The sequence below is a fragment of the Ruegeria sp. F5 genome (genome assembly GCF_056533845.1).
On the sequence record NZ_JBQFOU010000002.1, the window covers coordinates 26,944 to 45,170 of the forward strand.

17 protein-coding genes are annotated in these 18,227 nt (G+C 61.6%); 12 read left to right on the top strand and 5 right to left on the bottom strand.

Going from position 1 to position 18,227, the window contains the following annotated elements:
- Nucleotides 1-6 precede the first annotated feature (6 nt).
- On the top strand, nt 7-1,518 hold the full coding sequence (gene trpE / locus ACR0K1_RS02490; RefSeq protein WP_480614895.1) for an anthranilate synthase component I: 1,512 nt from the start codon (nt 7-9) through the stop codon (nt 1,516-1,518).
- Between the two features lie 58 nt (nt 1,519-1,576).
- Here the strand turns inward: trpE and ACR0K1_RS02495 are convergent, their stop codons facing one another.
- On the bottom strand, nt 1,577-3,037 hold the full coding sequence (locus tag ACR0K1_RS02495; protein ID WP_480614893.1) for a divergent polysaccharide deacetylase family protein: 1,461 nt from the start codon (nt 3,035-3,037) through the stop codon (nt 1,577-1,579).
- A 175-nt stretch (nt 3,038-3,212) separates the two neighbouring features.
- On the opposite strand from ACR0K1_RS02495, the gene ACR0K1_RS02500 reads away from it, so the two are divergent.
- The 6 genes from ACR0K1_RS02500 (at nt 3,213) to lexA (ending at nt 8,038) form a co-directional block, all read left to right on the top strand.
- Entirely contained in the window at nt 3,213-3,794 is a 582-nt protein-coding gene (locus tag ACR0K1_RS02500) for an anthranilate synthase component II (protein WP_480848614.1), read from the top strand.
- On the top strand, nt 3,791-4,810 hold the full coding sequence (trpD, locus tag ACR0K1_RS02505; protein WP_480848616.1) for an anthranilate phosphoribosyltransferase: 1,020 nt from the start codon (nt 3,791-3,793) through the stop codon (nt 4,808-4,810). The genes ACR0K1_RS02500 and trpD overlap by 4 nt, the downstream gene beginning before the upstream one ends.
- Nucleotides 4,807-5,619 carry an indole-3-glycerol phosphate synthase TrpC gene (trpC, locus tag ACR0K1_RS02510; protein ID WP_480848618.1) on the top strand — a complete coding sequence of 271 codons (813 nt, stop codon included), beginning with the start codon at nt 4,807-4,809 and terminating at the stop codon, nt 5,617-5,619. The genes trpD and trpC overlap by 4 nt, the downstream gene beginning before the upstream one ends.
- On the top strand, nt 5,619-6,092 hold the full coding sequence (gene moaC / locus ACR0K1_RS02515) for a cyclic pyranopterin monophosphate synthase MoaC (RefSeq protein ID WP_480848620.1): 474 nt from the start codon (nt 5,619-5,621) through the stop codon (nt 6,090-6,092). The genes trpC and moaC overlap by 1 nt, the downstream gene beginning before the upstream one ends.
- Nucleotides 6,089-7,261, top strand: coding sequence for a molybdopterin molybdotransferase MoeA (locus ACR0K1_RS02520; protein ID WP_480848623.1), 1,173 nt, complete (start codon nt 6,089-6,091; stop codon nt 7,259-7,261). The genes moaC and ACR0K1_RS02520 overlap by 4 nt, the downstream gene beginning before the upstream one ends.
- 78 nt (nt 7,262-7,339) lie before the next feature.
- Nucleotides 7,340-8,038: a transcriptional repressor LexA gene (gene lexA / locus ACR0K1_RS02525; RefSeq protein WP_480848625.1), complete on the top strand. Its 699-nt coding sequence runs from the start codon at nt 7,340-7,342 to the stop codon at nt 8,036-8,038.
- Here lexA and ACR0K1_RS02530 read toward each other — a convergent pair.
- Nucleotides 8,032-10,083 carry a ComEC/Rec2 family competence protein gene (locus tag ACR0K1_RS02530; protein ID WP_480848627.1) on the bottom strand — a complete coding sequence of 684 codons (2,052 nt, stop codon included), beginning with the start codon at nt 10,081-10,083 and terminating at the stop codon, nt 8,032-8,034. The two genes, lexA and ACR0K1_RS02530, sit on opposite strands and share 7 nt — an antisense overlap.
- Nucleotides 10,084-10,161: 78 nt before the next feature.
- Between ACR0K1_RS02530 and gltX the strand changes: the two genes are divergently transcribed.
- Together gltX and gltA are read left to right on the top strand one after the other, a co-directional pair.
- Nucleotides 10,162-11,562, top strand: a complete 1,401-nt coding sequence (gene gltX / locus ACR0K1_RS02535) for a glutamate--tRNA ligase (RefSeq protein WP_480614870.1) — start codon at nt 10,162-10,164, stop codon at nt 11,560-11,562.
- Between the two features lie 122 nt (nt 11,563-11,684).
- Nucleotides 11,685-12,980, top strand: a complete 1,296-nt coding sequence (gene gltA, locus ACR0K1_RS02540) for a citrate synthase (protein WP_480614867.1) — start codon at nt 11,685-11,687, stop codon at nt 12,978-12,980.
- A 44-nt stretch (nt 12,981-13,024) separates the two neighbouring features.
- Here gltA and ACR0K1_RS02545 read toward each other — a convergent pair whose 3' ends face one another.
- The gene (locus ACR0K1_RS02545) at nt 13,025-14,092 is read right to left on the bottom strand and encodes a PA0069 family radical SAM protein (protein WP_480848630.1); all 1,068 of its coding nucleotides are present in this window, start codon (nt 14,090-14,092) and stop codon (nt 13,025-13,027) included.
- A 314-nt stretch (nt 14,093-14,406) separates the two neighbouring features.
- Here ACR0K1_RS02545 and ACR0K1_RS02550 point away from each other — a divergent pair, with 314 nt between their 5' ends.
- Both ACR0K1_RS02550 and ACR0K1_RS02555 read left to right on the top strand, forming a co-directional pair.
- Nucleotides 14,407-15,105 (top strand): corrinoid protein, encoded by a 699-nt coding sequence (locus ACR0K1_RS02550; protein ID WP_480614861.1) that lies wholly within the window; start codon nt 14,407-14,409, stop codon nt 15,103-15,105.
- 101 nt (nt 15,106-15,206) lie between these two features.
- Nucleotides 15,207-15,875, top strand: coding sequence for a DUF1638 domain-containing protein (locus ACR0K1_RS02555; RefSeq protein ID WP_480614858.1), 669 nt, complete (start codon nt 15,207-15,209; stop codon nt 15,873-15,875).
- Between the two features lie 11 nt (nt 15,876-15,886).
- Here ACR0K1_RS02555 and ACR0K1_RS02560 read toward each other — a convergent pair whose 3' ends face one another.
- Nucleotides 15,887-16,297 (bottom strand): SufE family protein, encoded by a 411-nt coding sequence (locus ACR0K1_RS02560; protein WP_480614855.1) that lies wholly within the window; start codon nt 16,295-16,297, stop codon nt 15,887-15,889.
- 173 nt (nt 16,298-16,470) lie between these two features.
- Here ACR0K1_RS02560 and ACR0K1_RS02565 point away from each other — a divergent pair, with 173 nt between their 5' ends.
- The gene (locus ACR0K1_RS02565; RefSeq protein WP_480614959.1) at nt 16,471-16,962 is read left to right on the top strand and encodes a hypothetical protein; all 492 of its coding nucleotides are present in this window, start codon (nt 16,471-16,473) and stop codon (nt 16,960-16,962) included.
- On the opposite strand, the gene rnd is transcribed toward ACR0K1_RS02565, so the two are convergent.
- The gene (rnd, locus tag ACR0K1_RS02570) at nt 16,959-18,116 is read right to left on the bottom strand and encodes a ribonuclease D (protein ID WP_480614852.1); all 1,158 of its coding nucleotides are present in this window, start codon (nt 18,114-18,116) and stop codon (nt 16,959-16,961) included. The genes ACR0K1_RS02565 and rnd overlap by 4 nt on opposite strands.
- Nucleotides 18,117-18,227: the final 111 nt, after the last annotated feature.

Below are 18,227 nucleotides of genomic sequence, written 5' to 3' on the forward strand. Positions count from 1 at the left end.
GCCGATATGGCGCTGACCCCCGATTTCGACACGTTCGCGCGCGCCTATGAGGCGGGCGAAAATCAGGTCGTTTACACCCGCCTCGCGGCTGATCTGGATACGCCGGTCTCGCTGATGCTCAAGCTGACCGGCGCGCAGAAAGACGCGTTCATGCTGGAATCCGTCACCGGCGGCGAGGTGCGCGGTCGGTATTCGATCATCGGGATGAAGCCCGACCTGATCTGGCAGTGTCGGGGTGCGGCGTCGGAGCTGAACCGCTCGGCCCGGTTCGACGCTGACGCCTTTGCGCCGCAGGACGGCGATCCGATGGACAACCTGCGCGCCCTGCTGGCCGAAAGCCGCATTGACTTGCCGGACGATCTGCCTCAGGCGGCGGCGGGGCTGTTCGGCTATCTGGGCTATGACATGGTGCGGCTGGTCGAGCACCTGCCCGACGTCAACCCCGACCCGCTGGGCCTGCCCGATGCAATCATGCTGCGCCCGTCAGTTGTTGCGGTGCTAGACGGTGTGAAAGGCGAAGTCACGGTCGTTTCCCCCGCCTGGGTCAGCGATGGGCAGTCGGCTAAGGCGGCCTATGCGCAGGCCGCCGAACGGGTGATGGACGCGGTGCGCGATCTGGAACGCGCCATGCCCGCCGAAACCCGCGACCTGGGCGACGCTTATGAGGTCGCGCCGCCGGTCTCGAACTTCACCAAACCGGGCTATATGGAAGCGGTCGAAAAGGCCAAGGAATACATTCGCGCCGGTGACATCTTTCAGGTCGTCCCGGCGCAACGCTGGACGCAGGATTTCCCGCTGCCGCCCTTTGCACTCTACCGCTCGCTGCGGCGGACCAACCCGTCGCCGTTCATGTTCTATTTCAACCATGGCGGCTTTCAGGTCGTGGGCGCAAGCCCCGAGATTCTGGTGCGCGTGTTCGGCAACGAAGTCACCATCCGCCCCATCGCCGGCACCCGCCCCCGCGGCGCGACGCCGGAAGAGGACAAGGCGAACGAGGTCGATCTGCTGGCCGACAAAAAGGAACTGGCCGAGCATCTGATGCTGCTGGACCTTGGCCGCAACGACACCGGACGTGTGGCCAAGATCGGAACCGTGCGCCCGACCGAGGAATTCATAATCGAGCGCTACAGCCACGTCATGCACATCGTGTCCAACGTGGTGGGCGAGCTGGCCGAGGATAAGGACGCGCTGGATGCCTTCTTTGCCGGGATGCCTGCAGGCACTGTCTCGGGTGCGCCAAAGGTCCGCGCGATGGAGATCATCGACGAGTTAGAACCAGAAAAGCGTGGCATTTACGGCGGTGGCGTGGGCTATTTCAGCGCGGGCGGCGACATGGATATGTGCATCGCCCTGCGCACGGCCATCGTGAAGGATCAGAAGCTCTATATTCAGGCCGGTGGCGGTGTTGTGTATGACAGCGACCCCGAGGCTGAATACATGGAGACCGTGCACAAATCCAACGCCATCCGCCGCGCTGCCGCGGATGCGGCGCGATTTACCGGTTCGGGCAACAGCTAAGAAAAGGGCGGCAGGTCTGTTGACCGCCGCCCTTTGAGTTTCCGCCGTGCAGTAACGATTACTGAATTTCCCGCATCATCACGGCCGAGATCGGGGCCATCGCCACCCGGCTGCCGCGGTCTTCCAGACCCCACAGCAACAGGGCCGAGATGGTCTCGGGGCGTACGCGGCCCAGCATCACGACCGTCCCTTCCTGACCGGCGCGGAACGCGGCCTGATCCAGAAAGCGGCGCATGATCTTCGGGTCCTGACGCGCGCCGTCAATGTCGCGGAACACAACGCCCGAGGGCACACCGTTACGTGCCGCCAGCTTCTGCACCGTGTTCAGACCGTTATCCTGCGTGATCAGACCACGCCCTGTTCCACCGGCAATCGCGGCGACCTGATCGGCCAGCTTGCGGTTGCCCTGAATGCCCGTGTTGATCCCTTCCAGAATCCCGACCGTCTCGGGCAGAGTGTCCAGCCAGACGGCCATCGAAACCTCGGCATCCTGTGCGCTTGCGGCCTCGGGCAGATCGGCCATTGCCAGAACCTCGAACCCGGCGGCGCGGTGGCGGGCCATCTTTTCGGCGGCAGCCGGGTCGGACGGGCTGACCGCGAAACTGATCGGATATGGGAAATCCTGCAGCGCTTCGACCCCGAACGCGCCTTCGTCATCGATCAGAATGATCGACATGAGCGGCTTGGCCTCGGGGTTCTGGAAAGACGCGGCGAAGGCTTCAATCGGTTTGCCCACCGGCGCTTCGGCGGGTGCCTCGGCGGTGGTCGGCTCTTCATCCCGGTCGGTCAGAGGGACCACCCGGGTTCCGACGATAGAGTTGCCTTCGGCCGCCTGCTCACCCCCGATCTGAGGCAAAGCCGCGATCCGGGGCAGCTTGCGCGGCAGCGCGTCTTCGTCGCCTTCAACCGCAATCGGGCTGTTTTCGAATGGGTTCTCTTCCTCCTGCTCCTGCGCGGGTTCCGAAACCTCGGGCAACGCGACGGGTTCCGGCTGCGGCTCGGGCTCAGGCTCAGGCTCAAGCAAGGCAATATCGGTCGTTTCCGGCGCGGGCGGCTCTGGTGCCTGGTCAATAACAACCGGTTCCACCTCTTCCTCCAGAGAAGCCGGAACCGCAGCCGGGGCCGGAGGTGCTACGGGCGCGTCGGTTGCCACGGCGACCTCGGTCGTCTCGGCCACGTCAGGCTGGTCAAGCGCCTGAACCTCATCCTCCAGCGCGGGTTGGCTGTCAGGGGCCGTCTCGACCCCGGCCAGATCGGCCAGATCATCCGTTTCCTCTTCGGCGGCTTTTGGCCCACGGGGCGGCAATTCGACCAGATCGGCGTCTGATCCTGCCGCTGCAACTTCGTCCGGTGCCTCGGCCGGTTCGACCGGCGCCGGTTCCGGGGCCTTCGTTGCGATCTGGGGTTTGCTGTTCAGCGGAGTGTTCAGTGACAAAACCGCGCCCGCAATCAAAACAACGACCGCGCCAGCGATCATTCCTCCGATAAATCCGCCCATTACTTTTGCCTTTCGCCTCATCTACTGCTCTGCTCATCCCTGCGCCGTCTCCTGCGGCGCTCGACCTGATGGTGCGTCGAAGGGGGATGTCCTCTTGACGCTGCCGCACAAGCCTGAGCATGTATGTCCCGACATTATACCGTGGCCCGGGGCTGTACCGCCAGCCCGAAATGCCCAAGCCGAGATAAGTGCCCAAATGCTGCTGCTGATCGACAACTACGACTCGTTTACCTACAATCTGGTACATTTTTTGGGCGAACTTGGCGCCGAAATGGTCATTCGCCGAAACGATGCGCTGGATGTGCAGGAAGCGATGGCGATGAACCCCGCTGGCATCCTGCTGAGCCCCGGCCCCTGCGACCCGGATCAGGCCGGGATCTGCCTTGCCCTGACCGAAGCCGCAGCCGAGACGAAAACGCCGCTGATGGGCGTCTGCCTTGGGCATCAGACCATCGGTCAGGTCTTTGGCGGCAAGGTCATCCGCTGCCATGAGATCGTGCATGGCAAGATGGGCACCATGCATCACACCGGCAAAGGCGTCTTCGCCGGGCTGCCCTCGCCATTCGAGGCGACGCGCTATCATTCTCTGGTCGTCGAACGCGAGACCCTGCCCGATTGCCTTGAGATCACGGCAGAGCTGGAAGACGGCACGATCATGGGCCTGCAGCATAAAGAGCTGCCGATCCACGGCGTTCAGTTCCACCCGGAATCCATCGCCTCGGAACATGGTCACGCCCTGCTCAAGAATTTCCTGCAAGAACTGAAAGTCCCCGCATGAGCGACATTCTGAAACCGCTGATCGGCGCGGCCGCCGACCGGCCGCTGACCCGCGCCGAGGCAGAACAGGCCTTTGGTATTCTGTTCGACGGTGAAGCCACGCCCAGCCAGATCGGCGGTCTGCTGATGGCGATGCGCACGCGGGGCGAAACGGTGGACGAATACGCCGCAGCCGCTGCAGTGATGCGGGCCAAGTGCAACGCGGTTACGGCCCCAGCCGGTGCGATGGACATTGTGGGGACAGGGGGCGATGGCAAGGGTACGCTGAATATCTCAACCGCGACTGCCTTTGTGGTGGCGGGTGGGGGTGTCACTGTTGCCAAGCACGGCAACCGGAACCTCAGTTCCAAATCCGGGGCCGCGGATGCGTTGGGGCAGATGGGCATCAACGTGATGGTCGGCCCTGCAACCGTCGAAAAGGCGCTGAACGACGCGGGGATCTGCTTCATGATGGCCCCCATGCATCACCCGGCGATTGCCCATGTGATGCCCTCGCGCCAGGAACTTGGGACGCGCACGATCTTCAATATTCTCGGCCCCCTGACCAATCCCGCAGGCGTCAAGCGCCAGTTGACCGGGGCGTTCAGCCGGGAATTGATCCGCCCGATGGCCGAAACGCTGGGCCTGCTGGGCTCGGACCGCGCGTGGCTGGTGCACGGCTCGGACGGCACGGATGAACTGACCATCACCGGCGTCAGCTGGGTGGCCGCACTGGAAGACGGCACCGTCAAAGAGGTTGAACTGCACCCTGAAGACGCGGGCCTGCCGGTTCACCCGTTCGAAGATATCGTCGGCGGTACCCCCGAAGAAAACGCGGTGGCCTTCCGCGCACTGCTGGACGGCGCGCCCTCGGCCTATCGCGATGCGGTTTTGCTGAACGCAGCGGCGGCTCTGGTTGTGGCGGAAGCCGCCAGCGATCTGCGCGAAGGTGTTGCGAAAGCCGCCGAAAGCATCGATAGCGGAAAAGCCAAAGAAAAAATCAACGCCCTGGCCCGCATCACACAGGAAGCCGCATGACCGAGACTGTTCTGGACAAAATCAAAGCCTACAAACTGGAAGAAGTTGCGGCGGACAAGGCGCAAAAACCCTTGGACGAGGTTGAAGGCGAAGCCCACAGCGCCCCCGAGGTGCGCGGGTTTGCCGAGGCGCTGCAGGCCGCATCCCGGCAAGGATATGGTCTTATTGCCGAGGTCAAGAAGGCCAGCCCCTCCAAGGGTCTGATCCGCCCCGATTTCGATCCGCCCGTTCTGGCGAAAGCCTACGAGGATGGCGGCGCGGCCTGTCTGTCCGTTCTGACCGATACGCCCAGTTTTCAGGGTGCGAAGGACTTTCTGACCCAGGCCCGCGCGGCGACGTCTCTGCCCGCGCTGCGCAAGGATTTCATGTACGACCCCTATCAGGTGGTCGAGGCCCGCGCGTTGGGCGCGGACTGCATCCTGATCATCATGGCATCGGTCGAGGATGATCAAGCCGCCGAGTTGGAACAAACCGCCATCGACTGGGGCATGGACGTTCTGATCGAGGTTCATGACGAGGACGAACTGGAACGCGCGACGCAGTTGAAAAGCCCGCTGATCGGGATAAATAACCGCAATCTCAAGACGTTCGAGACCACTCTTGATACCACGCGGCGGTTGTCGAAACTGGTGCCCGGCGACCGGAGAATTGTCTGCGAAAGCGGTCTGAGCACACCCGAGGACCTGTCGGACATTGCCCGGTACGGGGCGCGGTGTTTTCTGATCGGTGAAAGCCTGATGCGGCAGGACGACGTCGCCTCGGCGACCCGGCACCTGCTGGCCAACCCGCTGATCCCCGGAGGGATGTGATGCCGCTGACCCATTTCGACGCGCAGGGACAGGCACATATGGTGGATGTGTCCGACAAGGCCGTCACGGATCGGGTCGCGGTCGCGACTGGCCACGTTAAAATGGCCCGCGCAACATTTGATCTTATTTCAGAAGGCCGCGCCAAGAAGGGCGATGTTCTGGGCGTCGCTCGGCTGGCTGGCATCATGGGCGCAAAGAAAACGCCGGATCTGATCCCGCTCTGCCATCCGCTGCCGGTGACCAAGGTCGCGGTGGAACTGACCCTCGACCCTGACCTGCCGGGCGTTCAAATCGAAGCGACAGTCAAGACCTCGGGCCAGACGGGGGTCGAGATGGAGGCGCTGACGGCGGTCTCGACGGCGGCGCTGACGGTCTATGACATGACCAAGGCCGTGGACAAGGCGATGCAGATCGGCGGCATCCGCGTTCTTCTGAAAGATGGCGGTAAATCAGGGCGTTACGAAGCGACATGATTAGCGTAGACGAGGCGCGCGCGCTGCTGTTTGATCTGGTCAAGCCCTCGCCGGTCGAGCAGGTTCCTTTGGCACAGTCTGCCGGTCGCGTTCTGGGGCAGGACGTTGCCGCGACACGGGACCAGCCTCCGTTTGCGGCCTCGTCCATGGATGGCTACGCGGTCAAGGCGACCGAGGTCGAATTGCACGCCATGTTCAAGGTCATTGGCGAGGCGACGGCTGGTCAACGGTTTGATGGCACAGTGGGCGCGGGACAGGCGGTGCGTATTTTCACCGGCGCGCCCGTTCCCGAAGGTGCTGATTTCATTGTCATTCAGGAAAACATTAACCGGCGCGGCGATCTGATCACGGTCAGCGATACGCCCAGTGCCAAGTCGAACATCCGGCCCGCTGGCGTCGACTTCACCAAGGGCACGGCAATACCGGCCCCCCGCCTGATCCGGGCCGAGGATGTGGCGCTGATGGCCGCCATGAACATCGCGCAGGTCCCGGTGACGAAAAAGCCGGTTGTTGCCCTGATCTCGACAGGAAACGAGTTGGTGATGCCCGGCGAAATGCCCGGACCCGACCAGATCATCGCGTCGAACACCTTTGGCCTTCAGGCCTTGCTGGAAGGTCTGGGGGCGCATGTCCGCGTTCTGCCGATTGCGCAGGACACGGTGCCGTCGCTGGAAACGGCCTTTGATCTGGCAAATGGCGCCGATCTGGTAGTGACGATCGGCGGGGCTTCGGTGGGGGATTACGATCTGGTCTCGGACGTCTCGCAGGGTCTGGGGATGGAGCGGTCGTTTTACAAAATTCGCATGCGCCCCGGTAAGCCTCTGATGGCTGGCCGCATGGGCGGTGCGGCGATGGTTGGTCTGCCCGGAAACCCTATCAGTGCAATGGTTTGCGGCTATCTGTTCCTTGCCCCGATGGTGCGCCGGATGTTAGGTCTGGATCAGGTGGCGACACCGTTTCGCCGCGCTGTTTTGGCCGAACCGCTGGCGGCAAACGGCCCTCGCGAGCACTATATGCGCGCGCAACTGGACGAAAACGGCATCCGCGCCTGCCCCGATCAGGACAGTTCATTGCTGAGCGTTCTGGCGCAGGCAGATGCGCTGCTGGTGCGCCCTCCGAACGATCCGCCCCGGCAAGCCGGGGATCAGGTTTCCTACCTGCCGATTTGAAAACACCCCAAATTCGTTGACACAAAACGTGAACATGCGTAGAACAAAAGAAAACGCATGAGCGAAGAGGTATGAGCGATGTTGACCAAGAAACAGTTGGATTTGCTGGAATTCATCCACAAACGCGTGCAGGCGGACGGTGTTCCGCCCAGTTTTGATGAAATGAAGGCAGCGCTGGACCTGCGCTCGAAATCCGGCATTCACCGTTTGATTACGGCGCTGGAAGAACGCGGCTTTATTCGCCGTCTGGCCCACCGCGCCCGCGCAATTGAGATTGTGAAACTGCCGGAAAGCCTGGGTGGCGAGCCCACCGCCGGGTTCAGCCCCCGCGTTATCGAAGGCGACAGGCCCTCGGGGCCCCGCCCGGCCAATTTTGAGCCGGTATCCGTTGATGCAATGGAACTGCCCGTCATGGGCCGGATCGCCGCCGGTGTCCCGATTGAGGCGATCAGCCATGTCTCGCACCGCGTTGCCGTGCCCGGGACGATGGTGTCCGGCAAAGGGGAACATTACGCGCTTGAGGTGCGCGGCGACTCGATGATCGACGCCGGTATCAACGATGGCGACGTGGTGGTGATCCGCGCAACTGGCGTCGCCGATAATGGCGATATTGTCGTCGCACTGGTCGAGGATCAGGAAGCCACGCTGAAACGGTTTTTCCGCCGTGGCAACGCCATCGCGCTTGAGGCCGCCAACCCCGCCTATGAAACGCGGGTTCTGCCCGAGGACAAGGTCAAGGTTCAGGGACGGCTGGTAGGCCTGATCCGCACCTACTGATCCCGTTTCCCCCGTCGTACCACCGAAGATTTCGGAGACCACAAACGGTGCCCGGTCATCTGGGCGCTTGTTGTCAGCTTTCCGCCTGAAAACGCCAGACTGCCGGTTTCAAGCAGGTGCTCGGGGTCGAACACTCCGCATTTCCCCTGCAGGCTCAGGGGCACGGCGGACACGATGATCTGATCCTCGCGGCATTCATCGAAACCGCGCGCGGCGCGCTTTCCTGCGATGTGAACCAGTTCTTTGCCTTGCAGCGCAAAGCGCAGAATCAGCCCATCCTCTTGCGGCCATCTTTGCGAGGCCTGCGTCTGATCCACGCCGTCGCCGTCATTCTCAAGCCACACGGTCGCGACAAAGCCGCTGCCTTTTTCCTTGCTGAGCGCCCGTCCCTGCTGGGTCATGACCCCGACCAACCCACCCGTTTCCGCCACCAGCACATCGGGGCGGCTGGCTGGGCTCCACAACAACAGCGCGCAGACCACCGGCAAGGCTCCGGCCCACCGCGCCCGCCCTTGCCACAGAGCCAGCCACAAGGCCCCCATTACGAGGACAGGCAAGACAAACCACGGCGGGCTGACAACAAACCCCTGCGCGCCATCCAGGCCTGCAACCCACTCGGACACAAAGAGAATCCAGCGCAATCCAACGCTCATCAGGGTCAGCGCGGCCGCCTCGAACCCGAACGGCGCCAACAAAGCGGCAAGGACGGCGGACGGAACCACGATGCTGCCCATCACTGGCACGGACAGGATGTTTGCCAGCAACCCGAAATGCGACATCGTGTTGAAATGGGCGGCCCCGATGGGGGCCGTCGCCAGCCCTGCGATTGCCGAGGACATTAACACGCCGACAACCGGCTTCGACCATTTCGGGCCGGGCACAGTGCCCCAATCGCGCAGCGCTCCGAACACGGCGACCAGCGCGGTTGTGGCGGCGAAAGACATCTGAAACCCCGGGCTGAGCAGGGATTCGGGCCTCAGAAACAGAACGATCAGTGCAGCCACGGCGACCGCCCGCAGCGATATCGCGCGACGGTCGATCAGGACCGCCACGAACATGACGCTGACCATGATAAAGGCGCGTTCCGTTGCCACGTTGCCACCGGACAGCATCAGATAAATGACCGCAGCGGTCAGAGCGCACACAGCCGCGACTTTGCGCACCGGCACGCGCAAGGCCAATGAGGGCACAGCCGACAGGCATATCCGGCAAGCTACATAGACGAACCCGGTCAGCAGGCCCATATGCAGGCCTGATATGGCCAGCAAATGCGCCAGATTCGAGACCCTGAGCGCATTCAGGGTCTCTTGCCCCATGCCACTGCGATCTCCGGTTGTGACGGCGGCGGCAAAGCCTCCGACCTCACCCGGAAGCACGTCGCGAACCCTGCGCGAGATCGCCATGCGCCAGGCCGTTATCCGGACACCCGCGATCCCGCTCTCGGGCGGCGCAGCGGTCAGGATCGGAACCCGCGTATAGCCCACCGCCCCCAATTTCTGGAACCAGGCGTGGCGACGGAAATCGAACCCGCCGGGTTCGACCGGCCCCTGCGGCGGCGACAGATGGGCGGTGGTCATGATCCTCTGGCCCGGACTGATCGGCCCCGAACCTCCGTGAACCGACAGGCGGATGCGCTGCGGCCTGCGGTCCTGCGGCACGTCCCCGATGCGCACCTGATCCAGCGTCAGCCGCAACGCGTCCGAGGCGGAACGGTCGATGGCAACGACCCGCCCCTCGACAGGGCCGTAATATCGCCATGACAGAACCGGCTCGGCCATCCGATGTGCCCGCGCTCCGGCCAGCGTAAACCCGGCAATGACCAGAGCGCCCCCGATCATGAGCGTCCCCCACCCCGGCGGCAGCAAGAAGCGCAGACCGATCAGTACGGCCGCGAGCGCCGCCAAACCGGCGTAAACCAGCCAGTCGGGTTCAAACCGCAAACCGAAATACAGGCCGATGCCGACGGCCAGACAGACCGGAGACCACGGAAACAGATGCCCGGCCTGATTCAGCAGCGCGGTCTCGACCCGTGCCAGAACACGCATGGTTGCCCCCGTCTTTCGGGCTGGTTAGATAGTCGCCAAACTAAGCCCAACGCGGTTACCAAAAGGTTAATCAACAATATGTCCGATCAGGTCGTCACCCGTTTTGCTCCCTCGCCCACCGGTTTTCTGCATATCGGCGGCGCGCGCACTGCGTTGTTCAACTGGCTGTATGCACGGGGGCGCGGCGGCAAGTTCCTGCTGCGGATTGAAGATACCGACCGGGAACGCTCGACCCCCGAGGCCACCGCCGCCATCCTTCAGGGCATGGCGTGGCTGGGGCTGGATCACGATGGCGACGTGATCTCTCAGTTCGAAGGGGCCGCGCGTCATGCCGAGGTGGCGCATCAGTTGCTGGCCGAGGGCAAGGCGTACAAGTGCTTTGCAACGCAAGAGGAAATCGCCGCGTTCCGCGAAAACGCGCGGGCCGAAGGCAAATCCACCCTGTTCCGCAGCCCCTGGCGCGACGCGGATGCTTCGACCCATCCCGATGCGCCCTTCGCCATTCGCATCAAGGCCCCGCAGGACGGGACGACCGTGATCCGCGATCAGGTGCAGGGGGATGTGACCATCCGTAACGACCAGCTGGACGACATGATCCTGCTGCGCTCGGACGGAACGCCGGTGTATATGCTGGCGGTAGTGGTGGACGACCACGATATGGGCGTGACCCATGTGATCCGCGGCGACGACCACCTGAACAACGCTGCACGTCAGATGATGATCTATGAAGCGATGGGCTGGAACGTCCCCGTCTGGGCGCATATCCCGCTGATTCACGGGCCCGATGGCAAGAAGCTGTCCAAACGTCACGGGGCACTTGGCGCGCAGGAATATCAGGCCATGGGCTATCCCGCCGCCGGTATGCGCAACTATCTGGCCCGTCTGGGCTGGAGCCACGGAGACGATGAGTTCTTCACTGACGCGCAGGCCAAAGAGTGGTTCGATCTGGGCGGAATCGGCAAAAGCCCGGCGCGTTTCGACCTGAAAAAGCTGGAAAACCTGTGCGGTCAGCATATCGCGATTTCGGACGATGCCGCATTGCGGCAAGAAATCGAAGGCTATCTGGCGGCGGCAGACCTGCCGCCCCTCACCCAGACACAATCGGGTGATCTTGAACGTGCGATGTATTGCCTCAAGGACCGTGCGCGGACGTTCCCGGAACTGCTTGAAAAGGCTCATTTTGCACTGACAGAACGCCCGATTGCCCCGGATGACAAGGCGGCGAAAGCCCTTGGTTCAGTATCCGACGGTATACTGGAAGAATTGACGCCGCAGTTGCAAAATGTTAGCTGGTCACGGAACGAACTGGAGGAGGCCCTGAATTCCTTTGCCGAGGCAAGGGGGCTTAAGTTCGGTAAGCTTGCGGGGCCGCTCAGGGCCGTGCTTGCGGGACGAGCGGTCACTCCTTCGGTGTTTGACATGATGCTAGTACTGGGTCGGGACGAAACCCTGGCCCGTCTTTCTGACGCAGCGAAATAAACCCAATCTTCATAATCGGGTAACGCTGCTCCAATAACACCCGGACTGCGCGTCAACGCGCAGCCGTTGCCCGCAAGGTCGGACAGCGATCCGATCTGCGCATGAATGAAGAAGGGACAACCATGACTGATAGCAACAAAACAGCGACTCTGACTGTTCATGGCAAAGAGTATGAGTTGCCGGTCCACTCACCGACCGCTGGCCCTGACGTTGTCGACATTCGCAAGCTGTACAGCGATGCGGGTGTGTTTACCTACGACCCCGGCTTTACCTCGACCGCAAGCTGCGACAGCACCATCACCTATATCGACGGCGAAAAAGGGGAACTGCTGCATCGTGGCTATCCCATCGATCAGCTGGCCGAAAAATCCCACTTCCTCGAAGTATGCTATCTGCTGCTGTACGGAGAGCTGCCGGTCGCGAAGGACCTGGAAAAGTTCGAAACCACCATCACGCGCCACACCATGCTGCACGAGCAGATGCAGTATTTCTATCGCGGGTTCCGCCGCGATGCGCACCCGATGGCGATCATGGTGGGTGTCGTTGGCGCAATGTCGGCCTTCTATCACGACTCGACCGATATTCACGATCCGCGCCAGCGCGAGATTGCCTCGCACCGCCTGATCGCCAAGATGCCCACCATTGCGGCCTGGGCTTATAAATACCACAACGGCCAGCCCTTCGTGTATCCGCGCAACGATCTGGATTATGCGTCGAACTTCCTGCGCATGTGCTTCAGCGTTCCGGCCGAAGAATATGAGGTCAACCCGATCCTCAGCCGCGCGATGGACCGTATCTTTACCCTGCACGCGGATCACGAGCAGAACGCCTCGACCTCGACCGTGCGTCTGGCATCAAGCTCGGGTGCCAACCCGTTTGCCTGTATTGCCGCGGGCATCGCCTGTCTTTGGGGTCCGGCCCATGGCGGTGCTAACCAGGCCTGTCTGGAAATGCTGGAAGAGATCGGCAGCGTCGACCGCATCCCGGAGTACATTGCCCGCGCCAAGGACAAGAACGATCCGTTCCGCCTGATGGGCTTTGGCCACCGCGTGTACAAGAACTTCGACCCGCGCGCCAAGGTGATGAAGCAATCGGCGGATGAAGTGCTGGATCTGCTGGGTATCGAAGACAACCCCAAACTGCAGGTCGCCAAGGAACTGGAACGCGAGGCGCTGGAAGATCCGTATTTCGCCGAGAAAAAACTGTTCCCGAATGTCGATTTCTACTCAGGCATCATTCTCGAGGCGATGGGCTTCCCGACCTCGATGTTCACCCCGATTTTCGCCCTGTCACGCACCGTCGGCTGGGTCAGCCAGTGGAAAGAGATGATCGCCGATCCGCAGAACAAAATCGGCCGTCCGCGCCAGTTGTATCTGGGCGAGACGCTGCGCGACTACGTGGATATCGAAAACCGCTGATCGCAAAAGTGCCCAAACTCCCCGGATTTCCGGGGCGTTTTTTGTCAGAACAAGCTAAGCTGATCGCCGGATTGCGGCGGTTTCGCGAACAGATCACACCGAAGCGGATCGGATTGCGTGGCCAGCTCAAGACGTTTTACCGCCAGTTTGAAACGTTTGGCGACCATCTCGGCATATTCGCCCTCACCCCGCATCCTGTGGCCCCAGCGTGGGTCGTAATCCCGCCCGCCATGCATGTCGCGTAACCGGGACATGACCTTGTCCGCGCGCGCCGGTTCGTGTGCCGCCAGCCACTCCTGCCATAGCGCTGACACCTCACGCGGAAGGCGCAGCATGATCCAACTGGCGGCATCCGCGCCTGCGTCTTTTCCAGCCTGCAGCAAATCTTCCACCTCGTGATCCGTCAGCCCCGGAACGATGGGTGAGGTCATGACCCGGACCGGAACCCCTGCCCCGGTCAATCGCCGGATCATGGTCAGGCGGCGCTGCGGCGACGGCGCGCGCGGTTCCATCCGGCGGGACAGACCCGCATCCAGCGTTGTCAGCGATATCCCGACCCGCGCCAGCCCCTTTGGGGCCATATCGGCGAGAATATCAAGGTCCCGTTCGATCAGTGCGCCCTTGGTCACAATCGCGATGGGATGGTTAAAGTCACGCAGAACCTCAAGGCATGACCTTGTGATAAGACGGGTTTTCTCAATCGGCTGATACGGGTCCGTGTTCGTCCCAAGCGCGATGGGCGCGACGCGATAGGTCCTGGAGGACAGTTCCCGGCGCAGGATATCAGCAGCATTTGGTCGTGCGATCAGGCGGGTTTCAAAATCCAGACCGGCAGACAGCCCCAGATAGGCGTGGCTTGGACGGGCAAAACAGTAGACACACCCGTGCTCGCACCCGCGATACGGGTTGATCGACCGGTCAAACGGCAGGTCCGGCGAGCGGTTATAGGTGATCAGGCTGCGCGCGACCTCATCCCGAACCTCGGTCCGGAGAGGCGGCAGATCGTCCTCCAGATCCCACCCGTCATCCGCCGCGACGGTGGCAAACCGTTCGAACCGGCCAGCATCATTCGACGCCGTGCCACGACCGCGGATATTGGGCTGGTGTTTCATTCACTTGTTCGCTTTTTGTTCTTTCTCATTGGTAAAAGAAATCGGCTTATGGCACAAGGGTTTCATCAGACATCCGGGGACCCTGCGACAGTCCCAATGCAAACCGCAACGATTTACCCGGCAAGGTGGAGTAACCTGAGCTAAATGCAGGATGATCTTGCATATGTTTCTATCGAATACGCAAATAAAGTAACGTATAGGTCGGTCCCGAAACCGCCGAGGTCGCAATCGTCACAGTCAGACTGCGACGTTTTGGCCAAAACGGAAAAAATGCCACCACGGGCTGATGGCCCGCACAGCTCAGGGAAATGCCCATGTCTGAAGAAGAAGACATCGTCCTGTCCGAACTGAATGACGAAGAACTTGTCGAACAGATGTTCGACGATCTTTATGACGGCTTAAAAGAAGAGATCGAAGAAGGCGTGAACATCCTGCTGGAACGCGGATGGATGCCCTACGACATTCTGACCAAGGCGCTGGTCGGTGGCATGACCATCGTTGGCCATGACTTCCGCGACGGCATCCTGTTCGTGCCCGAGGTTCTGCTGGCCGCCAACGCGATGAAGGGCGGCATGGCGATCCTCAAGCCTCTGCTGGCGGAAACCGGCGCGCCACGCGTCGGCAAGATGGTGATTGGAACCGTCAAAGGCGACATCCACGACATCGGCAAGAACCTTGTGTCGATGATGATGGAAGGCGCGGGTTTCGAGGTTGTCGATCTGGGCATCAACAACCCGGTCGAAAACTATCTGGAAGCGCTGGAAGCCGAACAGCCCGATATTCTGGGCATGTCCGCGCTGCTGACCACCACCATGCCTTACATGAAAGTCGTGATCGACACGATGGTCGAACAGGGCATTCGCGATGATTATATCGTACTGGTCGGCGGCGCACCGCTGAACGAAGAGTTCGGCAAGGCCATCGGCGCCGACGGGTATTGCCGGGATGCTGCCGTGGCGGTGGAAACGGCGAAAGAGTTCGTCTCGCGCAAGCACAACCAACTGGCGGGCTGACGACGCGGAAATGTCGTTTTAAGGCCGCCCAGCACTGGGCGGCCTTTTTTTTGTTTCCCCCGGTTGCTGACCACGCCCCGCGTCTGAAAGGGACCATCGGAATGCCACAGGACCACTTGCCGGATGATGCCAGCCTGACAACCAAAGGCTATGAGGAGCAGGGTAAGAACGGCCAGATCCTGTTGCTGGCCTGTGGCGCTCTGGCGCGTGAGATTCTGGATATCAAAAAGCGCAACGGCTGGGATCACATGGCGCTGACCTGCCTTCCGGCGATCCTGCATATCCACCCCGAAAAGATCACGCAGGCCGTGGAAGAGGCCGTCGAAAAGCACCGCGACCAGTACGATCAGATTTTCGTCGTCTACGCCGATTGCGGCACCGGCGGCCTGCTGCAAAGCGCGTGCGAACGTCTGGGCGTCGAGATGGTCAAGGGCCCGCACTGCTATTCCTTCTTCGAGGGCAACGAGGCGTTCGCGGACCGTGGAGAAGACGAAATCACAGCCTTCTACCTGACTGATTTTCTGGCCCGGCAGTTCGATGCGTTTGTCTGGAAGCCGATGGGCCTGGACCGGCACCCCGAGCTGCGCGACATGTATTTCGGCAATTACACCAAAGTGGTCTATCAGGCCCAGATCGACGACCCGGACCTGACCGCGCGGGCGCGCGACATTGCAGATCGGATGGGTCTGGATTTTGAACGCCGCCTGACCGGGTATGGCGATCTTGAGACGACGCTGTCGGACTGGGCGACGCGCGCCCCCCGGGACTGACCCGAGTAGGATCAGGCGTTTTCCTGCGCCACCTCTCGGATGCGTTCGATCATGGCGCGCAACCCGTTGGACCGCTGCGCGGACAGATGGTCGTTCAACCCCAGCCGCGCCAGTTCGCCGCCGGCATCGACCTTTGGCACCTCGGCCACGGGCAGGCCGTTGTAAAGCGACCGCAGGACAGCGATCAGCCCCCGCACGATCAACGCGTCGCTGTCGCCGTCAAAGCGGAACTTGCCAGCTTCGATCATTGGATGCAGCCAGACCTGACTGGCACAGCCATGCACTTTGGTTGCGGGCACTTTGAAGGCGTCGTCCAGCGGCTCCATCGCTTTGCCCTGCTCGATCACGTGGCGGTACCGGTCTTCCCAGTCCTCCAGAAACTCGAAGTCCTCGACGATGTCTTCAAAGGCGGGCGTTGCCATGATGCGGCTGTCCTTCCGTTTCGTTCACAATTTGTGACCTATGCCTAGGATCGGCCCCTGTCCAGCCCCCGGCGTGGGTTTTCAAGGCGCGGAATTTGCGCTAACCCATTGCCTGAATTACTGCCAAGAACCGTGGGTCCATGCAAAAATCTGTTTCTGTTCTCGTTATCGCTATGTTGACCCTGTCTGCCTGCAGCAGCTGGCGCGAGTCGCGGGTAAACCCGTCAAACTGGTTCGGCTCCAGCACATCCGCCCCGGCCGAACTCTCTGCAGATGACCCGAACCTGCTTGTGCCCCAACAAAACGACGGCGGCGGTCTGTTTGCGCGACCTGATGCAGAAGACACAAGCGTTCCGATCGCCAAGATTGACGAGCTGCGCATCGACCCGACACCCACTGGCGCTATCGTCTATGTCTCGGGCACCGCACAGCGCCAGGGGGCATACGATGCACGGCTGGTTCGGGTGGATTCGGAAGAAAACCAGAAGAATGGCGTTCTGGAATACACGTTCCGTGTGAACTACCCCAACTACCAGACGGTGCAGGGGTCCGAGCGGACGCGCATGGTGTCGGACGCAATCAACGTCTCGAGGCAGGAACTGGAGAGCATTCGACTGGTTCGCGTCGTCGGCCAGCAAAACGCGTTGGAATCGCGGCGGCGCTAAAGTGCTACGACCTTGACCGCCTGCCCTTTTGCCGCCAGCGCGATCTTGCCCTCGCAAAGTTTCAGCGCGTCCTCGCCGAACACCTCGAACCGCCATCCGGACATGGCCGGAACCTCGCGCTCGCCTGCGGCGATCTGATCCAGTTCGGCGCTGGTGGCGATCAGCTTGGCCGCCACGCCCGAACTTTCGGTTTTTGACTTGAGCAGAACCCGAAGCAAATCCGCCAGCGCCGGATTGACCTTCAGCTTGTCGCGGCTGTTGTCGATCCGGGGCAGATCATCGGCCGGACAGTTCACGCCTTTCTTGACCGCTGCCAGAATGCCATCGGCAATCGCGCCCTTGCGCGCCTCGCGCAGCAACAGGCGGGACCCGCCGAGGTCGGATTGCGATTTGGGCTTGGTCGAGGCCAGCTCGATCAGCGCATCGTCCTTGAACACCCGGTTGCGGGGCACGTTGTTTTGCTGCGCATAAGCCTCGCGGAAATGTGCCAGTTCGCGCACAACCGCCAGAAACTTGGCCGAGTTTGTCCGGGTTTTGATCCGTTTCCACGCATCTGCGGGCCGGATGTCATAGGTGCCTGACTGGGTCAGGATATGCAGTTCCTCGGCCACCCAGTGACTGCGATGTGTCTTTTCCAGTTCCGCCGCCAGATTTTCGTAGATTTTCCGCAGATGAGTCACATCCGCCAGCGCATAGGTTTTCTGCGCCTCGGTCAGCGGGCGCCGCGACCAGTCGGTAAAGCGTGAAGTCTTGTCTACCCCCTGCTTGCAGATCTTGCGCACCAGCGTCTCGTACCCGACCTGTTCGCCAAATCCGCAGACCATTGCGGCGACCTGCGTGTCGAACAGTGGCTTGGGGAATACGCCCGCCTCGACCCAGAAAATCTCAAGATCCTGCCGGGCGGCGTGGAACACTTTGACCACGCTTTCATCCCGGAACAGATCGTAAAGCGGGTCCAGCGACAGCCCATCGGCCAGAGGATCAACAAGAACCGCGTTGTCTTCGGCCCCGGACGGAATGGCGAGTTGCACCAGACAGAGCTTCGAGTAATAGGTGCGTTCGCGCAGGAACTCGGTATCTACAGTGACATAGGGATGGTCCGCCGCGGCCTTGCAGAAATCGGCCAGCTCTTGCGTCGTCGTCAGGGTTTTCATGCGCCGTACTAGTCTTGCTTTTGTTCTTGGTGTTTGCCCGATTTTTCCTCGTGCCGAGCGGTAGGCGCGACCATAGGACGAATAGCGGCCAAGTGTAAATCACCCTCGGGC